At 69.8% G+C, this 19027-nt stretch carries 14 protein-coding genes and 1 tRNA gene; 7 read left to right on the top strand and 8 right to left on the bottom strand.

Features of this window, described 5'->3' with window-relative positions:
• Positions 1-37: 37 nt before the first annotated feature.
• Genes OU415_RS26720 through OU415_RS26695 form a run of 6 tightly spaced genes read right to left on the bottom strand, consistent with a single transcriptional unit; the run spans position 38 to position 7478 of the window.
• Positions 38-1330 (bottom strand): serine/threonine-protein kinase, encoded by a 1293-nt coding sequence (locus tag OU415_RS26720; protein ID WP_270952013.1) that lies wholly within the window; start codon positions 1328-1330, stop codon positions 38-40.
• A gap of 3 nt (positions 1331-1333) precedes the next feature.
• A complete protein-coding gene (locus tag OU415_RS26715; RefSeq protein WP_270952011.1) occupies positions 1334-2791 on the bottom strand; it encodes a peptidoglycan D,D-transpeptidase FtsI family protein in 1458 nt (485 codons plus the stop codon).
• On the bottom strand, positions 2788-4209 hold the full coding sequence (locus OU415_RS26710; RefSeq protein ID WP_270952010.1) for an FtsW/RodA/SpoVE family cell cycle protein: 1422 nt from the start codon (positions 4207-4209) through the stop codon (positions 2788-2790). The genes OU415_RS26715 and OU415_RS26710 overlap by 4 nt, the downstream gene beginning before the upstream one ends.
• Positions 4209-5612, bottom strand: a complete 1404-nt coding sequence (locus tag OU415_RS26705) for a PP2C family protein-serine/threonine phosphatase (RefSeq protein WP_270952008.1) — start codon at positions 5610-5612, stop codon at positions 4209-4211. Before OU415_RS26705 ends, OU415_RS26710 begins: the two co-directional genes overlap by 1 nt.
• Positions 5609-6070, bottom strand: a complete 462-nt coding sequence (locus OU415_RS26700; RefSeq protein ID WP_270952007.1) for an FHA domain-containing protein FhaB/FipA — start codon at positions 6068-6070, stop codon at positions 5609-5611. Before OU415_RS26700 ends, OU415_RS26705 begins: the two co-directional genes overlap by 4 nt.
• A gap of 46 nt (positions 6071-6116) precedes the next feature.
• Positions 6117-7478 carry an FhaA domain-containing protein gene (locus OU415_RS26695; RefSeq protein WP_270952006.1) on the bottom strand — a complete coding sequence of 454 codons (1362 nt, stop codon included), beginning with the start codon at positions 7476-7478 and terminating at the stop codon, positions 6117-6119.
• Between the two features lie 212 nt (positions 7479-7690).
• Between OU415_RS26695 and OU415_RS26690 the strand changes: the two genes are divergently transcribed.
• From OU415_RS26690 to OU415_RS26670, 5 genes are all read left to right on the top strand, one after another.
• Positions 7691-7773, top strand: a tRNA-Leu gene (locus OU415_RS26690).
• 648 nt (positions 7774-8421) lie between these two features.
• A complete protein-coding gene (locus OU415_RS26685) occupies positions 8422-8856 on the top strand; it encodes an HD domain-containing protein (RefSeq protein WP_270952004.1) in 435 nt (144 codons plus the stop codon).
• 101 nt (positions 8857-8957) lie between these two features.
• A complete protein-coding gene (locus tag OU415_RS26680; RefSeq protein ID WP_270952002.1) occupies positions 8958-9746 on the top strand; it encodes an IclR family transcriptional regulator in 789 nt (262 codons plus the stop codon).
• A 360-nt stretch (positions 9747-10106) separates the two neighbouring features.
• Positions 10107-10655 carry a hypothetical protein gene (locus OU415_RS26675; RefSeq protein ID WP_270952000.1) on the top strand — a complete coding sequence of 183 codons (549 nt, stop codon included), beginning with the start codon at positions 10107-10109 and terminating at the stop codon, positions 10653-10655.
• Between the two features lie 229 nt (positions 10656-10884).
• Positions 10885-11541, top strand: coding sequence for an SDR family oxidoreductase (locus OU415_RS26670; RefSeq protein ID WP_270951999.1), 657 nt, complete (start codon positions 10885-10887; stop codon positions 11539-11541).
• 71 nt (positions 11542-11612) lie between these two features.
• Here OU415_RS26670 and OU415_RS26665 read toward each other — a convergent pair whose 3' ends face one another.
• The gene (locus OU415_RS26665) at positions 11613-12917 is read right to left on the bottom strand and encodes a D-arabinono-1,4-lactone oxidase (protein WP_270951998.1); all 1305 of its coding nucleotides are present in this window, start codon (positions 12915-12917) and stop codon (positions 11613-11615) included.
• Between the two features lie 85 nt (positions 12918-13002).
• Between OU415_RS26665 and OU415_RS26660 the strand changes: the two genes are divergently transcribed.
• Positions 13003-14178: an amino acid deaminase/aldolase gene (locus OU415_RS26660; protein WP_270951996.1), complete on the top strand. Its 1176-nt coding sequence runs from the start codon at positions 13003-13005 to the stop codon at positions 14176-14178.
• On the opposite strand, the gene OU415_RS26655 is transcribed toward OU415_RS26660, so the two are convergent.
• Positions 14148-14825, bottom strand: a complete 678-nt coding sequence (locus tag OU415_RS26655; protein ID WP_408641920.1) for a TetR family transcriptional regulator — start codon at positions 14823-14825, stop codon at positions 14148-14150. The two genes, OU415_RS26660 and OU415_RS26655, sit on opposite strands and share 31 nt — an antisense overlap.
• Before the next feature lie 427 nt (positions 14826-15252).
• On the opposite strand from OU415_RS26655, the gene OU415_RS26650 reads away from it, so the two are divergent.
• Entirely contained in the window at positions 15253-18687 is a 3435-nt protein-coding gene (locus OU415_RS26650) for an L-tyrosine/L-tryptophan isonitrile synthase family protein (RefSeq protein WP_270951994.1), read from the top strand.
• The last annotated feature ends 340 nt before the right edge of the window (positions 18688-19027 follow it).

Here is a 19027-nt window from a genome sequence, read left to right as displayed (position 1 = left end):
CGAAGCGTCGTTCCGATCCTTGTCAACGATCGTCCCATCATGCCGATCCGCCCTCGCCGGTAGTGGCCGACGGGACGAGTGGTGCTCCCCCGACTCCGGGGCCCGGCACAGCCGCCGGGTCCGGATGCCGTAGCGCAGTGTGGCCCAGCGGTGCAGCGGAATCCAGGCCGTGAGGTGCCGCACCCATGCCTTGATCGCGGTTGACGACCCAGTAGGTGGCGAATCCCACCGCCACCAGCACCGCCACCGCCAGCACCGCCACCAGAACCCAGATCACGACCTTGCTGGTCGAGGAGCCGGGTGGTGCCTGCTGTTGCTGCGGTGGTGGCAGCTGCGGGGCCGGTGCCTGCGGTGGGATCACTCCCGGCGGATAGGTGTTGCCCATCGGCGGTAGTTGCTGACCCGGCATCGGGTGGACGCCGGTGTTCAGCACTGGCACGTTCAGCTGCTGGCGCTGCTGCGGCACGACCAGCGACGACGGTGTCGGCAGCGGTCGGCCCGCGCGCACCGCTGCGACGGCGTTGGCGAACTCGCCACCGTCGACGTAGCGGCGTCGCGGGTCCTTGACCATGGTCGCCTCGATCAGCGCGCGCACGCCCGGCGGCACGTCCGGCGGCAGCGGCGGCGGGATGTCGCGGATGTGCATCATCGCGACCGTCACCGCGTTGTCGGACAGGAACGGGCGGTGCCCCATCAGGCACTCGTACCCGACCACGGCCAGCGAGTACACGTCGCTGGACGGGGTCGCGTCCTCGCCCAGGGCCTGCTCCGGCGCGATGTAGTGCGCGGTGCCCATCACCATCCCGGAGCGGGTCACCGGCGCCGAGTCGGCGGCCTTGGCGATGCCGAAGTCGGTCAGCTTCACCTTGCCGTCGGGGGTGATCAGGATGTTGCCGGGCTTGACGTCCCGGTGCACCAGACCGCGCTCGTGCGCGGCCTGCAGCGCCTGGCCGGCCTGCTCCAGCATGTCCAGCGTGTGGTCGGTGTTGATGCGACCCTCGCGGGCGAGGATCGCCGCCAACGGCTCGCCCTCGACCAGCTCCATCACCAGGTAGGCGGTGTCCTCCGGCCCGTCCGGGATGGCAGCGGTCTCGCCGTAGTCGTGCACCGCGGCGATGCCGGGGTGGTTCAAGGACGCGGTGGTGCGCGCTTCGGTGCGGAAGCGGTGCAGGAACTCGGCGTCCCCGCACAGCTCGGCCTTGAGCACCTTGATCGCCACCGTCCGGTCGAGCCGGACGTCCACCGCCTCCCACACCTCGCCCATGCCGCCGACCGCGATGCGCTTGCCGAGTCGGTACCGGTCGGCGAGTAACTGGCCGGAGGTCAGCACGGATCAGCCACCTCCCTGCAGACCGGCCCGGATGACCTCCCGGCCGATCGGGGCGGCGATCGAGCCGCCGGTGGCCTCCGCGCCCTCGTCGCCGCCGTTCTCCACGATCACCGCGACCGCGATGGTCGGGTTCTCCGCGGGGGCGAACGCCACGTACCACCCGTGCGGCTTGTCGCCGACGTCGCCGTGCTGGGCGGTACCGGTCTTCGAGGCGATCTGGATGTTGGAGATCTTGCCGGAGCCCTTGGTGTTCTGCTCCGACTTGATCATCATGTCCCGGATCATGTGCGCGATCTCCGGGGAGACGGCCTGGTGCAGCTCTTCCGGCTTGAAGGTGTCCAGCTCCGCCATGTCCGGGGCGCGGTTTGCCTTCACGACCTGCGGCTTCATCAGCTTGCCGTCGTTGGCGATGGCCGCGGCGATCATCGCGTTCTGCATCGGGGTGACGCGGACGTCGCGCTGGCCGATGCCGCTCTGGTAGAGCGACGCGCCGTCGGCCATCGGGCCGAGGTCGGACTTGGCCACGGCCATCGGGATCTGCAGGTCCTCGCCGAAGCCGAACGCGGCCGCGGTCTCCCGCATCTTGTCCGCGCCGAGCTCACCGGCGATCTTGGCGAACGCCGTGTTGCACGAGTAGGCCACGGCCAGCGTGAGGGTGTCGCCCTTGCACGTGTTGCTGTTGTAGTTGGGCAGTGTCGCGCTGGCGGTGTTCGGCAGCGGGATCCGCGCGGCGGTCTCGATCTTGCTGTCCGGCGTGTAGCCGTTCTGCAGCGCGGCAGCCGTGGTGATCAGCTTGAACGTCGAACCCGGTGGGTAGATCTCGGAGACCGAGCGGTTGGCCATCGGCCGGTCCGGGTCGTCGTTGAGCTTGTTCCACTGCTGGGCGACCTCGTTGTTGTCGCTCGAGGTCAGCAGGTTCGGGTCGTAGGACGGCGCGTTGACCATGGACAGGACCTCGCCGGTCCGCGGGTCCAGCGCCACCACCGAACCGTGGAAGCCCTGCTTGGTCAGCTGCTCGTAGGCCACCTGCTGCATGGCCGGGTTGATGGTCAGCTCGACGCTGCCACCGCGCGGCGAGTTCCCGGTGATCATGTCGGACAGCCGGCGGAACGCGAGGCTGTCGTCGGTGCCGTCGAGGATCGAGTCCTCGGCGCGCTCGATCCCGTTGGAACCGTAGTAGAACGAGTAGAACCCGGTCACCGGCGAGAACGCCGGGCCGTTGGAGTACTGGCGCTGGAACTTGTAGATCGGGTCCTCGGTCCGCTGCGAACCGGCCAGCGACTGGCCCTGGGCGATGATCTGCCCGCGCTCGCGGCCGTAGCGCTCGTAGCGGGTGCGGACGTTGCGGCCGTCCTCGTTCAGCTCGTCGGCCTTGATCACCTGGACGTAGGTCGCGTTGCCCATCAGCAGCACGATCATCGCCATCATGGCCAGCGCCACGCGGCGCAACGGCTTGTTCATCGGGGACGCTCCACCAGTTCGGTATGCGCTTCGGCGATCGGAGCCTGCTTCGGCTTCGGCTTCGCCGGCGCCTGCGGCCGGCGCGCCGCGTCGGAAACCCGCAGCAGCAGCGCGATCAGCACGTAGTTCGCCAGCATCGACGAACCACCAGCGGCCATGAACGGGGCGGTCAGACCGGTCATCGGGATCAGCCCGGTGACACCACCGGCGACCACGAACAGCTGCAGCGCGAGGGTGAACGACAGACCGCCGGCGAACAGCTTGCCGAACGAGTCGCGCACCGCCAGCGCGCTGCGCAGGCCGCGCATCATCAGCAGCAGGTAGACCAGGAACAGGGCCATCAGGCCGATCAGCCCGAGCTCCTCGCCGACCGCGGAGATGATGAAGTCGCTGGACGCCCACGGCGTCTTCTGCGGCAGGCCCTTGCCCAGGCCGGAACCCTCGATGCCGCCCTTGGCCATGCCCATCAGACCGGTGCGCAGCTGGAAACCGGGGTCCTTGCCGTCCACCTCCGGACCCAGCGGGTCCAGCCAGGTGTTGACCCGGACCTGCACGTGGTCGAACAGGTTGAACGCGACGATGCAGCCGAGCGCGAACATGGACAGGCCGAGGAACACCCACACCGCGCGCTCGGTCGCGATGTAGAGCATCACCAGCACGATGCCGAAGAACAGCAGCGAGGTGCCGAGGTCCTTCTCCAGCACCACGATGCCGATGGACAGCATCCACGCCACCAGCACCGGCATCATGTCGCGGGCCCGCGGCCAGTCGATGCCGAGGAACCGCTTGCCGGCGGTGGTGAACAGCTCGCGCTTGGACACCAGGAACGACGCGAAGAAGATCAGCAGCAGGATCTTCGCGAACTCGCCCGGCTGGATCGACATCCCGCCGATCGAGATCCACAGCTTCGCGCCGTTGGCCTCCGAGATGCTGCTCGGCAGCAGGCCGGGCAGCGCCAGCAGCGCCAACCCGACGAAGCCGCACGTGTAGCCGTACTGGGCCAGCGTCCGGTGGTCCTGGACGAACTTCAGCACCAGCACGAACAGCACCACGCCGACCGTGGTGAACAGGATCTGCTTGCCGGTGAACGGTCCGCCCGACGCCTCGGCCAGGTCGAGCCTGTGCAGGATGACCAGGCCTATCCCGTTGATCAGCGCCACCAGGGGCAAGATCAGCGGGTCGGCGTAGGGCGCCCACCTGCGCACCGCGAAGTGCGCCGCGCCGAACAGCACCAGGAACGCCGCCCCGTAGAGGAAGAGGTCCCTGGTGACTGTCTGCTCCTGCGCGACCTCCACGAGCAGCAGCGCGAAGGTGACGATCACCGCAGCGAAAACCAGCATGAACAGTTCGGTGCCCCGCCGAGTGAGAACTCGCGGGGCGCCGCTGGTCGCTCCGGTCTGAGCGGCCGGTCCGGGCATCAACTCACCATCCGGCAGGTCACACCCGGCTTCTGCTCCTCCGTCTGCAGCGGTGTCGCGTCATCCGGGGTGGGTGCCTCTGGCGGCTTCGGCGCCTCGGGCGGCAGGTTCTGGCCCGGGGGCTGGTTCGCCGGAGGCGGCGGGAGCTGCGTGGCCGGGGGCTCGGGCTTCTGGCACTCGGGCAGCAGCGCGGTCATCCGCAGGCGGCGCATCGCGTCGCGAGCGTCCTGCAGACCGTTGACCTCGGTGATGCCGTTGCGCACGTCCGGCCGCTGAGCTTCCTGCAGGTCCGTCAGCTTGATCGGAGTGCAGTCCGCTGCCGAGTCCGGCGGGCAGGAGTTCTCCACCTCCCAGTTCAGCGAGACACCGAGCACGGTGCCCTGCACGCCCTGGTAGATCACCACCTGATCGGCGCTGTTCGCACCGATGTAGTACTGGTTGAGCACCCACCAACGCCCGACCAGTGCACCGCCTCCAAGCAGGATGAGCACGCCGCACGTCACCAGCAGCCAGCGCAGCCAGCTCCGCTTGCGGGGCTGCTCCGGCGGCGGTGAGGTGGGCTCGAAACGCTGCGGCTGCGGCCGCGGCATGGTTACCGCGGACGCGCGCGCCGCCGACGAATCGGGTTGCGGATGCTCATCTCCATTTCCCGCCGCGCCCCCGACGATCGGGGCGTCATCGCCGAATTCGACGTCGACGACGTCGGCGATGATGACGGTCACGTTGTCGGGCCCGCCGCCCTTGAGGGCGAGCTCGATCATCCGGTCCGCGCACTGCTGGGGGTCCGGGATGCGCAGGGCTTCCGCCATCGTCTCGGTGCTCACCGGGCCGGTCAGGCCGTCGGAGCAGAGCAGGTAGCGGTCCCCGGCGCGAGCCTCCCGGATCGCCAGGCTCGGTTCCACCTCGTGGCCGGTCAACGCGTACAGCAGCAGCGAGCGCTGCGGGTGGTTGGCGGCCTCCTCCTCGGTGATCCGGCCTTCGTCGATCAGCGACTGCACGAAGGTGTCGTCGTGGGTTATCTGGGTCAGCTCGCCGTCGCGGACCAGGTACGCCCTGGAGTCGCCGACGTGCACCAGGCCGAGCTTGCTGCCTGCGAACAGGACAGCGGTCAGCGTGGTGCCCATCCCTTCCAGATCCGGGTCGTTGGCCACCAGCTCGGAGATCGCGTCGTTGCCGGTCAGCACCGCGTTGCGGAGCTGACCGAGCAGGTCGTCGCTCGGTTCGTCGTCGTCGAGGGGCGCGAGGGCCGCGATGACGACCTTGCTGGCGACCTCACCGGCGGCATGGCCTCCCATGCCGTCCGCGAGGGCGAGTAGTCGTGGGCCGGCATAGACCGAGTCCTGGTTGTTGGAACGAACCAGGCCGCGGTCGCTGCGGGCTGCGTAGTGAAGGACGAGGGTCATGAGCGCAGCTCGATCACCGTCTTGCCGATTCTGATCGGAACGCCGAGCGGGACCTTGGTCGGCCCCGTGACCTTCGCCCGATCGAGGTATGTGCCGTTTGTGGAGCCTAGATCCTCCACGTACCAATCGGAGCCCCGAAGCGACAACCTCGCGTGTCGTGTCGACGCGTAGTCGTCATCGAGGACCAACGTGGAGTCGTCCGCCCGGCCGATCATGATCGGCCGACCGTCCAGTGAAATGCGCGTGCCGGCGAGCGCGCCGTGCGTCACCACCATCTGGCGTGGCGCCTTGCTCCTGCCCCTGGCCTTGGCCGGGGCCCGACCCGCACCTGGCATCGGGACCCGCATCCCGGACGCCGAGTAGAGGTCTGAACGAACCACTCGAAGCGCAGCCAGCACGAACAACCAGAGCAGGGCGAGGAACCCTGCTCTGGTCAGCTGCATAACCAGCTCTGGCACTTGTTGTGAACGCTCCTACTCGTGTCGGGGGACGCGGACCGCGGTCTCAGGCCTGCTGAGCGCGGAAGATCAGGGAGGAGTGGCCGACCCTGATCACGTCTCCGTCCGCCAACTGCCAAGTCTGCACCGGAGTGCCGTTCACCGTGGTGCCATTCGTGGAACCGAGGTCGGCCAACATCGCGCTCTGGCCGTCCCAGGTGATCTCGATGTGCTTGCGGGACACCCCGGTGTCGGGCAGCCGGAACTGGCCCTCCTGGCCGCGGCCGATGACGTTCGAGCCCTGCTGCAGCGTGTACGAGCGGTTCGAACCGTCGTCGAGGTGCAGCGTGGCGGTCATCGCACCGCGCGGGCCGCCCTGCGGGTAGCCGCCGGGAGCGCTCTGCGGGTAGGCACCGCCCGGCTGGCCGTAGCCGCCCTGGTCCGGGAAGCCGCCCGACTGCGGGTAAGCGCCACCGGGCTGCTGGCCGTAGCCCTGGTCGTAGCCGGCGGGCTGCCCGTAGCCCTGGTCGTAACCGGCGGCAGGCTGCCCGTAGCCCTGGTCGTAACCGGCGGGCTGGCCGTAGCCGCCCTGGTCGTAACCCGGCTGCTGCCCGTAACCCTGGTCGTAACCAGCGGCGGGCTGCTGCCCGTAGCCCTGGTCGTAGCCCGGCTGCTGGCCGTAGCCGCCCTGGTCGTAACCAGCGGCGGGCTGCTGCCCGTAGCCCTGGTCATAACCGGGCTGCTGGCCGTAGCCGCCCTGGTCGTAGCCCGGCTGCTGCCCGTAACCCTGGTCGTAACCGGCGGGCTGGCCGTAGCCGCCCTGGTCATAACCCGGCTGCTGCTGGCCGTAGCCGCCCTGGTCGTAGCCCGGCTGCTGGCCGTAGCCGCCGGCAGCGGGGGGCTGCTGGCCGTAGTTGGGGTCCTGGCCTTGGCCGTAACCCTGGTCGTAGCCGTACTGCCCCTGCTGGTTGTACGGATCTCCCTGGGGGTAGTGGCCTGGTGGCTGGCTCATGGGTCGGTCTCCTGCGGTACGCGGTTGTGCCGGCCGTCGAGTCACGTCGGGGTCGACGGTCGAACTGATTCGAAACTGTCCCGTGTGCAGCGTCTCAGAGCGCTCCAGGGAGACTACGACGTCACCATATGTGTCCCACCCCTGCTCGGTGAGATGCTCCTGAACGCAGTCGGCGAGGAGGTCGGTGACCCGGTCCTCGTCGTCGGTGAGCCGATCGTGATCGGACGGGCTCAGTTGCACAACGTAGTGGTTGCACGCGAGCAGTCGACCCCCGGCGAGCTCCCGGACCTGCAGCTCGGCTTCCCGCTGCAGCGCCTGGGCGACCTCCTGGGGCACGACCTTTCCGCCGAAAACGCGCGCGAAGCCATTGCCGACGATGCCTTCGAGTCGGCGCTCAAAGCGCTGCACGAGGCCCACGGCAAATCCCTTCCACGCGTACGACTTCCGACACCCATCGTATCTGGGTCGACGGGCCGAGACACCGCCCTGTTCCCAACAACTCAGACCCCCCGGTGAAGCCCCTCGTCATGCCGTGCTAATCTACTTTCGCCAACAGGGCAGCAGGGAAGCGAAAGCGACCCCGGTGCCAAAGGCCGGAAGCAGTCAGTGTAAGCTTCCAGCCAAGCCACGGGCGAGTGGCGGAATGGCAGACGCGCACGGTTCAGGTCCGTGTGTCCGAAAGGACGTGAGGGTTCAACTCCCTCCTCGCCCACTCGGAAGAGGCCCCCCGGCTCATGCTTCGCCGGGGGGCCTCTTCCTATATGTCTGTACGGGGGCCGAGCCCCCGTAGGCCCCCACGGTGCGGTGGCCACCTTTTATCCGGCTCCTCGCCTGGGGTGGCGTTCCCGGCCTGGGTCTGAACCAGCGGTTTCTTCCGCCGTCCTCGTCTCAACGCACTTCCGCGTTCTCGCGCTTCGCGCATCTCCGCTTCCGTATCTCCTCTTCTGCATCTGGGCTTGTCCTGGCGGGTTGGGGTCATCGGGTTCGTTGTGGGGGTTGGGGTTCTGCTTCTTTTTGGGTGTTGACCTGGTGTTTTCTGGTTTTGGGGTTCTGCTTCTCCAGGTTTTTGGCCGTGGGGTGTCTGGTTTGGGGTTTTTTCTCGGGGTTTGGGTGTGAGGTTCGTCTTTTCGGTGTGGGGGTGGGGTTCGTCATGTTCTGGGTTGGGTTGGTTCAGCGGACAGCGAACGGTGGGGTGGGTTGGGGGTTGGGTGTGGGGATCGCCACTCTGGTTCGGTTTTTGGGGTACTTGGGTCTAGGCGGAGGGGGTTCGGTGGAACCTGGTGCGGGCGTTCGCCGGTACTGCTTCTTTCCCGTGCTGGGTGCTCGTGCTGGTTTCCGGAGTGCAGTAGGAGGGTTGGCCGTGGAGTTGGACGAGGTCGGTGAGTTCGCCGCGCGGGTTCACCGGGGGCAGGTCGACAAGGCCGGGCGGCCCTACGTCGAGCACCTCTCCGCGGTGGCTGCCGGGGTTCGGGCGCGGGGCGGCAGCGATGCCCAGGTCGCTGCCGCTTGGTTGCACGACTCCGTCGAAGACGGGGCGGTGACCGAGGAATGGCTCCGGAAGGCCGAGCTTCCGGCCGAGACCAAGGAGATCGTGCTCGCCGTGACCAAGCGGGCCGGTGAAGATCCGGCCGAGTACGCCGCCCGGATCTTGGCGACTCCCGGGGCGCTGCTGGTCAAGGAAGCCGATCTGGCGCACAACTCCGATCCGGGCCGGTTGGCCGTGCTGGATGCGGGGACCAGGGAGCGGCTCGAGCTGAAGTACGCGCGGATGCGGGAGCTCCTGGGCATCGGATGATCGTCGCGGGCTTGGCGAAAACGATCGGTTGTGCTGGGCTTGGGGCGAGCGGGTGACATCGGAGCGGCCCGGCGTCCGGTGTCCGCTCCACGGGAGGCGAGATGGCGGGCAACAGTCGGGATCCCGGCAGATCGGTCACGGCGCGGGCGCTCAGCGTGCTCACCGCCTTCGACATCGACAACGTCCGGCTGACCCTGACCGACATCGCGCGGCGGGCGGAGATCCCGCTGGCCACCGCCCACCGGCTGGTCCGCGAGCTCGAGCTCTGGGGCGCGTTGCAGCGCGACGGCGACGGCCGGTACTCGATCGGCCTGCGGTTGTGGGAGATCGGGCTGCTGGCGCCGGTGAACAGCCGGCTGCGCGAGGTCGCCCTGCCGCACATGCAGGAGCTGTGCCAGCACACCCACGACAACGTGCACCTCGCGGTGCGCGCCGGGCTGGAAGTCGTCTACGTCGAGAAGCTCACGACGCCGCGCGCGGTGCCGATCATCTCGCGCAGCGGTGGGCGGTTGCCGCTGCACTCGACGGGAGTCGGCAAGGTGCTGCTCGCGCACGCGCCGAGCACCGTGGTGCACGAGTGCTGCGAGCGCGGGCTGTCCCGCTACACCGCCTACACCATCACCGAACCCGGCCGGTTGGGGCGCGAACTGCAGAGCGTGCGAAACCGGGGATTCGCGCAGGCCAACGAGGAGATGACGCTCGGGAACTGCTCGGTCGCCGTGCCGGTGCAGGACGCGAGCGGAGCGGTCGTCGCCGCACTCGGCGTGGTGGCGCACAGCGTTCGGGCCGACGTCGGCAAGCTCGTCAAATCCCTCCTGCCCGCGGCGGAGGGGATCCGGCAGCGACTGGTGGAGCTGGAGCGGACCGAGCTCGATCTGCTGTCCAGATAGCTCGTGACCTGCGGTGATCCGGTGCGCCGCAGGGTGCTGCGGTGGTAGGTCGTGGCGGGTGTCGTACCGCCATCACCTGAATGGCCGCATCGCTGGGCTGAAGTCCAGATGTCATTCATCGACCAGTCACCGACCGATGTCCGCCGCCGGTCGCAGCGACCCCGGTTGATCAGCGCAGAACCCGCCCGGAGCTGTTTTAGTCGTGCAGTGGCCACGCCGTCCGTGGCCGGGAGCCGCAAGCGCAGCTGATGAGGGAGGCGGAACGCCGTGACCGGAATGCCGGGACGTGCCTGGACCGAAGACGAGGTCCGAGCCTGCTCGACTACGCAACTTCGGTCCCCGCTCGGACCGGTCGCTTCCATGGGCCGGCTCGCCCAGCGAGCGGTGGACGTCCTCGGGTGGACCGGCAGCGTGCTGCCGCCGACGAAGCTCTACGGGCGGCAGATCATCGCGACGGCCGAGCTGGTCCCCGACGCGCACGCCGAACGGCTCTGCTTCGGCAGCGGCCCGGTGCTGGACCGCGCCGAGATCGCGACCTGGGTGTGGCCCGAGATGGACGGCCGGGTGCCCCCGCCGGCCGCGGAGATCTCCGGGGTGCTCGCCCCGGCCCGGCACTGGCGCAGCGCGTTGACCGCCGCGGTGCCGTTCTCCCGCTTCGCCAGCGCGGCGATCGTGGTGCCGCGCAACGTCGCGGTCGCTCCGGATTTCGCCGAGACCTGCCTGATCCGCGCCCGCCAGTTCGGCATCGCGGTGCTCAGCGCGGACGGCGACGACGTCCAGGTCGAACTGGAAGGCCGCTGCTTCGCCGACGCCCCGCCCGTCGAGCACACCGCCGTGTCCCGCTGGGTGAACGAGGTCGTCTACGAACAGCTCCTCGCGACCGAAGCCCCCGCCCCCTCCCGCAGCTAACCCCTGGGGACGCAGTTCCAGCCGCCCGCGCCGAACCACTCCGGCTGGAACTGCGCATTCTTCGCACCCGCCGCTGTTCGGGTGAGGTGGACGACCCGTTCGTGTCAGCAGACGAGGCGGACGGGCCGTTCGCTCCACAGCTCGGACGAGTTGTCCACAGGGTGTGGTCAGTTGTCCACAGGCCGTGTTGAATCGGTACAGACGCGGTGGGTGGCCTACGTTGGACGGCATGCGAATCGTGATTGCCGGAGCCCACGGGAAGATCGCTCGACACCTGGGCCGCGGCCTGGTCGAGCGCGGTGATTCGGTGCTCGGGTTGATCCGCAACCCGGACCACGCCGCCGACCTGCGGGCCGACGGGGTGGAGCCGGTGGTGGCCGATCTCGAGCACGTCGACCCGGTCGACCTGGCCGGTTCGCTGTCCGGTGTGGACGCCGCGGTGTTCGCCGCCGGCGCAGGTCCGGGCAGCGGCGCGGCGCGCAAGGACACCGTCGACCGAGCGGCGTCGGCGCTGCTGGCCGACGCCTGCCAGGAAGCCGGAGTTCGAAGGTTCTTGCAGGTCAGCGCCATGGGTGCGGCGAAGCCGACACCGTCCGACGTGGACCCGGTCTTCGGCGCGTACTTGGACGCCAAGCGGGCTGCCGAGGAGGACCTGCGGGCTCGTCCGCTGGACTGGACGATCCTGCGCCCGGGTCTGCTGACCGATGATCCGCCGACCGGCCGGGTGACGCTGGGCGCCGAGGTCGCCCGCGCCGAGGTGACGCGGGCCGACGTCGCGGCGGTGCTCATCGCACTGCTGGACGAACCCGCCTCCGTCGAGCGGGAGCTGGCGGTGGTCAACGGTCCGACTCCGATCCCCCAGGCCCTGAGCCAGGCCCTGGGCTGACGCGAATTCCATTGAAATCGGACGTCTGATTTCAATGGAATTTGCGGACCGCCTGTGGACAAGTGGCCGAGTTATCCACAGGGGTCGAGGACCCGGTCCAGGTAGTCGTTGCGGAAGACCCCGTCGGGGTCCAGCTCGGCGCGCAGCCTGCGGAAGTCGTCGAAGCGCGGGTAGCGCTCGCGCAGTGCGGCGGCGTCGAGCCGGTGCATCTTGCCCCAGTGCGGTCGACCGCCCGCTGCGCCGACGATCGATTCGAAGGCGTTGAACCACTGGTCGCGCGGCATGCCCTGGAACTGGTGGATCGCGATGTAGGCGGTCGGCCGCTGGTAGGCGGTGGACAGCCAGATGTCGTCCGGCGCCGCGACGCGCACCTCGACCGGGAACATCACCGGATCGTCCAGACCGCGCGCGGCGGACTGCATCTCGCGCAGCACGTCCGGCAGGGACTCCTGCGGGATGGCGTACTCGGACTCCGCGAACCGGACGCTGCGCGTCGTGGTGAAGACCCGGTGGGACCGGTCGCTGTAGGAGCGGCTGGACCAGGTCGAGGCGCAGATCCGGTTCAGCGGCCGCACCAGCGAGGGCACCGCGCGGCCGAGCTTGCAGACCGCGCCGAACAGCCGGTTCTCCAGCAGCTCGTACTCCAGGAAGTGCCGGAGCGGGGGCAGCGGTTTCGCCGGTCCGTCCTGCCGGTTGTTCCGCTTGACCAGCGTGTTCGTGCTGTGCGGGAACCAGTAGAACTCGACGTGGTCGTTGTCGGCGGCCAGCTGGTCGAAGCGCTCCAGCACGTCGTCCAGCGGCGCCGGGCGTTCCTCCGCGGCGAGGGTGAACGCCGGTACGCACCGCAGCGTCACCGAGGTGATCACGCCGAGGGCGCCGAGTCCGACCCGTGCGGCGGCGAACAGCTCCGGGTTCTCCGCCGCCGAGCAACGCCGTTCGGTGCCGTCGGCGAGCAGCAGTTCCAGCGCTTCGACTTGGGTGGCGAGTCCGCCGAGCCCGGCGCCGGTGCCGTGGGTGCCGGTGGAGATGGCACCGGAGATCGTCTGCTGGTCGATGTCGCCGAGGTTGGCCATCGCCAGGCCGAGGCCGTCGAGCTCGGCGTTCAGCTGGTGCAGCGGGGTGCCGGCGCGGACGGTGACCAGCCCGGTGTCCGGTTCCGCCCGGACGATTCCGGTCCAGTGCGAGAGGTCCAGCGCCCAGCCGGTGCCCGGCGATCCGATGCTGGAGAACGAGTGCCCGGTGCCCAGCGGGCGGACGGTTCGGCCGTCCTTCGCCGCGTCGCGGATCGCGGCCGCTGCTTCCGCGGTGTCGCGCGGCGCGAGGACGTTGCTCGGCGTGCCGGTCGCGGTGCGGGCCCAGTTGGTCCAACGCTGCATGCTCAGCCCTCCTTCGGGTGCATGCCCCGAGAAATTATGTGAATGAGATTCACATAACAAGCCCTTTCGGCATACGGTTGTCGGCGTGTCCCGGTTAGACGAGATCACCAGCGAGCTCGACCCGCCGTTCGCGGTGGTCGACCTCGACGCGTTCGACCACAACGCCGCAGATCTGGTGCGGCGAGCGGCCGGACGGCCGATCCGCGTGGCCACGAAGTCGGTGCGCTGCCGCGAGTTGCTCGGCCGCGCGCTGCGAACCCCCGGGTTCGCCGGGCTGATGAGCTACAGCCTCGCCGAAGCCCTTTGGCTGCACCGGGAAGGGCTCAGCGACGACGTCCTCGTCGCCTACCCGACCGTGGACCGCGGCGCGTTGCGGGAGCTCGCCGCCGATCCGGCCGCTGCCGGAGCGATCACGCTCGTGGTGGATTCGCCCGAACACCTGGACTTCATCGACGCCGCAGTCGGTTCCACCCGCCCGGACATCCGGCTCTGCCTGGAGGTCGACGCCTCCTGGCGCCCGCTGCCCGGACTGCACATCGGAACCCGCCGCTCCCCGGTGCACACCGCCGACCAAGCTGCGCAGGCTGCCCGGCACATCGTGCGCCGCAAGGGTTTTCAGCTGGTCGGCGTGATGGTCTACGAAGGCCAGATCGCCGGGGTCGGCGATGCACCGGCCGGACAGCCGTTGCGCGGCGCGGCAGTGCGCTGGTTCCAGCGGCGGTCCGCCGCCGAACTCGCCGAACGCCGCAGCGCGGTGGTGCGGGCGGTGCGCGCGTCGGCACCGCTGGAGTTCGTCAACGGCGGTGGGACCGGGAGCCTCGAGCGGACTTCCGCGGAACCGGCGGTCACCGAGGTCGCTGCCGGGTCCGGGCTGATCGGCCCCACGCTCTTCGACGCCTACCGCTCCTTCCAACCGCGCCCCGCGGTGCAGTACGCGCTGCCGGTCGTGCACCGGCCCGCACCGCGCATCGCGACCCTGTTCGGCGGCGGCTACCCGGCGTCCGGCCCGCCCGGTGCGGACCGGATCCCGGTGCCGAGCCGGCCGCGCGGCCTGAAGCTGACCTCGGCGGAGGGCGCTGGAGAGGTGCAGACGCCCGTCGTCGGGTCAGCCGCGGACCGGCTCCGGCTCGGCGACCGGGTGTGGTTCCGGCACGCCAAGGCGGGTGAGCTCGCCGAGCGGTTCACCCACTACCACCTGGTCGACGGCCAGGACCTGACCGCGGCACCGACCTACCGAGGCGAGGGCAAGTCCTTCGGCTGACCCTCCGGGATCCGGTTGGACAGGTAGCCGCGGACCATCTCCTTGGCCTCGGCGACCAGCGTCGGGTCGCCCGCCGGGTCCCGCCGGAACGCCATGTGCAGCACGGCGTCGGCGGCCTCCACCGCGACCGCCAGCGGGAGCAGCAGCTCCTGCGGATCGAGGTCGAACTCCTCGGCGAGCAACCCGATCAGCTTCTCGGCGATGACGGCGTTGTTGTCCTTGCCCGGGTCCAGCAGGCGCATGTCGACCACGTCGCCGAAGTGCAGCCGGCTGAACGCCGGGACCTCGCGGTGCATGGTCAGGTAGACGTCGAAGACGGCGTCCACCGCGTCCCACCAGTGCACCAGCTCCAGCTGGTCGAACCGCGCCGACACGGTGTGCACGAAGCGGTCCAGGTTGCGCAGCGTCAGCTCCTGCACGACCGCGCGCTTGTCCGGGAAGAACTGGTAGAGCGAACCGACCGCGACCCCGGCCCGTTCGGCGATGAGCGTGGTCGTTAACCCGTCGTAGCCCACCTCGTCGATCAGCTCAGCGCAGGCGGCGAGCATCTTCTCCACGCGTTGGGCACTGCGCTGCTGTACCGGCTTGCGGCGCAGTGGGGCGACTTCGGCTGGCAAGGCTACTCCTTGATCATGTGCACTGACCATCTTGCCGACCACGACCATGAGTCTCTTTCAGGGGAGCCCTGGGAGAGGTGCCGAGTTCGACCCGGCGGCCTGGTTCACCGGCGCTTTCCGGGGGTGACCCCCCGATGTCGGTGTTGTCCCAAGTTTCCCGGCCGCTGGGCGGTCGTGCGCTCCGGACATGCCGAAGACGGTATCAATCGAATGGGTGATTCCCAGTGCGACGACTTGACCAATTGGGCTGTTTGGTCGTTGCCCCGGTAGTAGCCCTGCCGCTGACCTGCGGATCCTCCGCGTTACACCATTCGGATATGCATTGAGTCATGTTGTCAGCGCGCGCGGTCACTATCTAGGGTGATCGGGTCGTCATTCTCCGTGACAGAAAGGTCATCGTGGGTCACTGCGCGGCTGTCTCTCGTCCTCCCGTCGTTCGACGTGCTGTGCTTTCCCGGTGGACACCGATCTGGGGGAGCGCGGGGTCCTGCGACGTCCCTGCCGCGGGTACCCGTGCCTGCTCCGCTGCCCCGCGCGCGACGCGCACCGCAGCACCGTGACCGCGCGGTTGACCGCAGAGCCGGCCGCTCGGCCGGACCGGGGGAGCGAGGCCGAGGACGACGACGCTCCGGCGCTCCGGCGCCCGCTGACCACCAACGCGGCGAACGCGCTGCTGGCCGAAGGCGGCTACGGGCTGCGCGTCGAGCGCTCCCAGTCCGGGCAGCTGCGGCTCACCGGCATCGGCAGCGGAGTCCCGCTCGGCGGTGAACCGGACTGGGCCGATCTCTACCGCGCGCTGGTCCGGTTGCGCCGCACCCGGGAGGTCTTCGACGCGAGCTGGCTCCAGCGGCTGACCCGTTCCCTGGTCAACGCACCGGATCCCGGGCACCGCACCAAGATCCCGGTGGACCGGGTCGAACTGCTGCCGGGCACCGACGCCGACCTCGCCGCTAACCTGCTGACCGCGGTGACCGAACCCGACCTCACCGTGCCGCTGCCCGGCGAGCAGATCAGCATCGCCGACCGGGCCCGCACCGTGCAGCTGCGATCGGTCGCCTCCCGCGAGCGCGCGCAACGGCAAATCCGCTGCTCGGAACGGTTTTCGGCGGTCGTGGAGGAAGACCCGAACCTGCGCATGCACTGCGCGACCCAACCGGTCCACGGCGCCGTGGTCGACACCGGCACGGACACCGCGGCGCTGCTCCGCCTGGCCGAGCCCGCGCCCGCGCACCCGTCGCACCCCGGCGGCACCATCGCCGTGCCGCTCTCCGCGCTGCTGCGGCGGGGCGCCGACGGAACGCCGGAACTGCTGCGCGTGGTGCTGGACAACCGGTTCGAATGGCGCGAGGACGAGCTCGAGTACTTCCTGGAGCACTTCGTCCGCCCGCTGCTGCGCACCTTCCGGGTGACGCTCGACGTCCACGGGATCGGGCTGTTCGCGCTGGACGAGACCGGGCTCGCCGTCGAGCTCTCCCCGGAGCTGCAGGCCACCGGCCGGATGGTGATCACCGACCAGGAGCGGGTGAGCTGGGAGCCGAGCCGCACCGAGGTCGCCGCCGGGGTCCGCGCGCTGGTCGGCACGCTCGACCGGCTCAGCACCGGGTTCGCCGAGCTCGACGGCGGTCGCCGGGCCGGACAGATCCGGCACGCGGTGGACCGGGTGATCGCCGAGGAACTCCGCTACCTCGACCCGAGCACCGCCGAGCTGCTCTCCGGCGAGCAACCACTGCAGTGCTACGCCCACACCGTGCCGGATGAGCAGGATGCGGTGCTGCGGTCGGTGCTCGACGAGGTCCAGCAGCGCACCCGTCGCCGCCGGTGGGATCCGGACGTCGCCGAACCCGCGGTCGCCATCGACGTCGACCTGTGCGGATTCGTCCCGCTGCAACGGATCCTCGACGCCGCCCGCGCGACTTCCGGCCCGAGGCCCGGCGCACCGGAGGGCATCCTCGAACTCGCCAGCGCGGGGACCCTGCCGGTCCTGCCGACGCATTCCCCGCAGACCTGGGACGACTTCGTCGAGCAGAGCGGACTGGGCGAGCGCTACCCGGCGGTGGACTGGGCCGCGGTGCGCGCCGACTTCGTCCGCGCGTTCATGGCGCGCCCGCGCGAGCGGCTGCGGACCGACAGCGCCAACGCGGGCCTGGCCCGGTTCGTGTGGGACGTGCAGGACGCCGGTGGCCGCGTGGTGTTCTACACCCGGCGCAAGGAGCGGTTCCGCGAGCAGACCGAAGAAGTCCTGGCCGCGGCCGGGATCGCGGAGGTCGCCCTGCTCTGCCTCGGCGACGACGCGAGCTGCGACCCGGAGCTGGGCGAGCTCGGCGACGTCGACGTGGTCGCGGTCTTCGACGACGCGCAGGCCCACCGGGCCGAGATCAGCGCGAGGTTCGGCGGTGCGCGGTCGATCGCGGTGGAGATCCCCGGGTTCGCCGCCGAACGCCGGGCGCACCAGGACGAGGTGATCGCCACCTTCGAAACCCGCCCGCGACCGGACGAGCGCATCGGTCCGCGCCTGTCCAACACGCACTCCCTGGAAGAGCTGCAGATCGGCGCGCTGCGCAAGAACCGCTTGGCGCAGCGCTGGGCCGTGCACCTCACCGCGCAGGAAACCCAGGAGGTCGTGGACTCGGTGCTCGCCGACGTCGACCGCGCGGCGACGCGCACCGGGCGCAGCGCAGCGGCGAAGTTCGGGCTGGACCAGCCGGGTCCGGCGGACTGCGAGCAGGCGCTCGGCGCGGTGCACCACGTGCTGACCCGCAAGCAGTTCTTCAAGGGATCCCGGTCGAACTACCAGCTCGCCGACCTGCGCGCGGACGTCGAACCGCTGGTGCGGCGCGGCGAACCGATCGAAGTGGTGCTGCTCGGATTCCCGGTCAAGCAGTGCCTGAACCGGCTCAAAGCCGGCGGCCCGCTGCCCGACCTGGCCGAGCTCGGCGCGATGGCCCGGCTGCGCGAGATGCAGCGGGCGATCAGCGCGGTGCACCCGCCCGGCCTGCACTTCAACATCCTCACCGACGGCAGGCACTTCCGGAGCCGCCCGGCCGCGATCACCGATGCCTACCAGCGCAAACTGCGCGAGTACGTGGACCTGGTCGGCATCGGCGACCGCACCGTCGTCGAGGACATCGACGTGGTCGCCGAGCAGCGCCTCGGCCCCGGCCTGCCGGCGCAGCGCGCGGAGCGGATCGCGAAGTACCGGCGGCTGCTCGGCGAATCGCTGCGCGAGTTCGACATCACCGACAACCCGCTGCGCACCTTGGAGCGGGTGCACCGGTGGACCGCCGGTGCCGACGACTTCGCGCCGCACGTCATCGGGCTGTTCCGGGAAATCCTGATGTCGATGGTGTACTCGGTCCCGGTCTCGGTGCCGACCGGCGTCGACCGGCTGGAGTGGTCGACCGCGATCTACGCCGACGTCTACAACCTCGGCGACCAGACCGTGTCCGCCGAAGTGCGCCAAGCGCGGTGCGCGGTGCTGCGCCGGGCGTGGCACACCGTCATCCGCTACATGGCGACGATGCAGGTGGACGAGGAGTTCGGCTACGAGCGGATGTTCCCGAACCGGGTCCGCCTGACGCTCAGCGCGGTGCGCAGGGGCTGCCTGGGCTTCACCTACCTCGGCGGCTCCGGACTGCTGCCGTGGCAGGGCACCGGCGTCCTGGACCCGCGCGGCCACGTGGCGGTGGACTTCGCGATCTCCTTGCTGGACCAGGGATTCGTCCCGGTCTACTCGCCGCTGCTCGGCCCGCGCCAGCCCTGGGCGATGGTCCCGGCCGACCGCACGACTCCGGCAGAACGCCCCGGCGTCCCAACACCCCGAGGAACATCCCCCCAACCAGGCCTCCACCTGGACGACCACTTCAAGGCAAAAGCCAGACTCCGCCGCAAGTAACGCGTTCGGCCTGCTCACCCCCCGTGAGTCTTTCGGGTCGCCATAGCAGCCCAAAAGACTCACGGACATAAGGAAAGAGCCCTGGGCTCGGTCGGGGAATCGAGCGCCAGGGCCTTTCCATCCTTGCCGCGGAGCCGTCCGGGGAAACGGGTACCGCGGCAGTTGGACTCCGCGGACCAGTACCGGTCGGGGGGAGGGGAGTGCGTCAGCACCAGCCCGCGGAAGCTTGTGGAGTTTTATCGGTGGCGGCCGATGCTCGATGGTCGAGGTCGGGGATACGCGACCAGTCGCGCATCGGCCGCCACCTGGCGGTTTCTCGGTGGTCCCGGGTCGGGGAGGA

Origin of the sequence: Saccharopolyspora oryzae (genome assembly GCF_027853915.1) — a bacterium.
Lineage (GTDB): Bacteria > Actinomycetota > Actinomycetes > Mycobacteriales > Pseudonocardiaceae > Saccharopolyspora > Saccharopolyspora oryzae.
The sequence above is the reverse complement of the archived record's forward strand: the minus strand, read 5'-3'. Positions and strand labels throughout refer to the sequence as shown.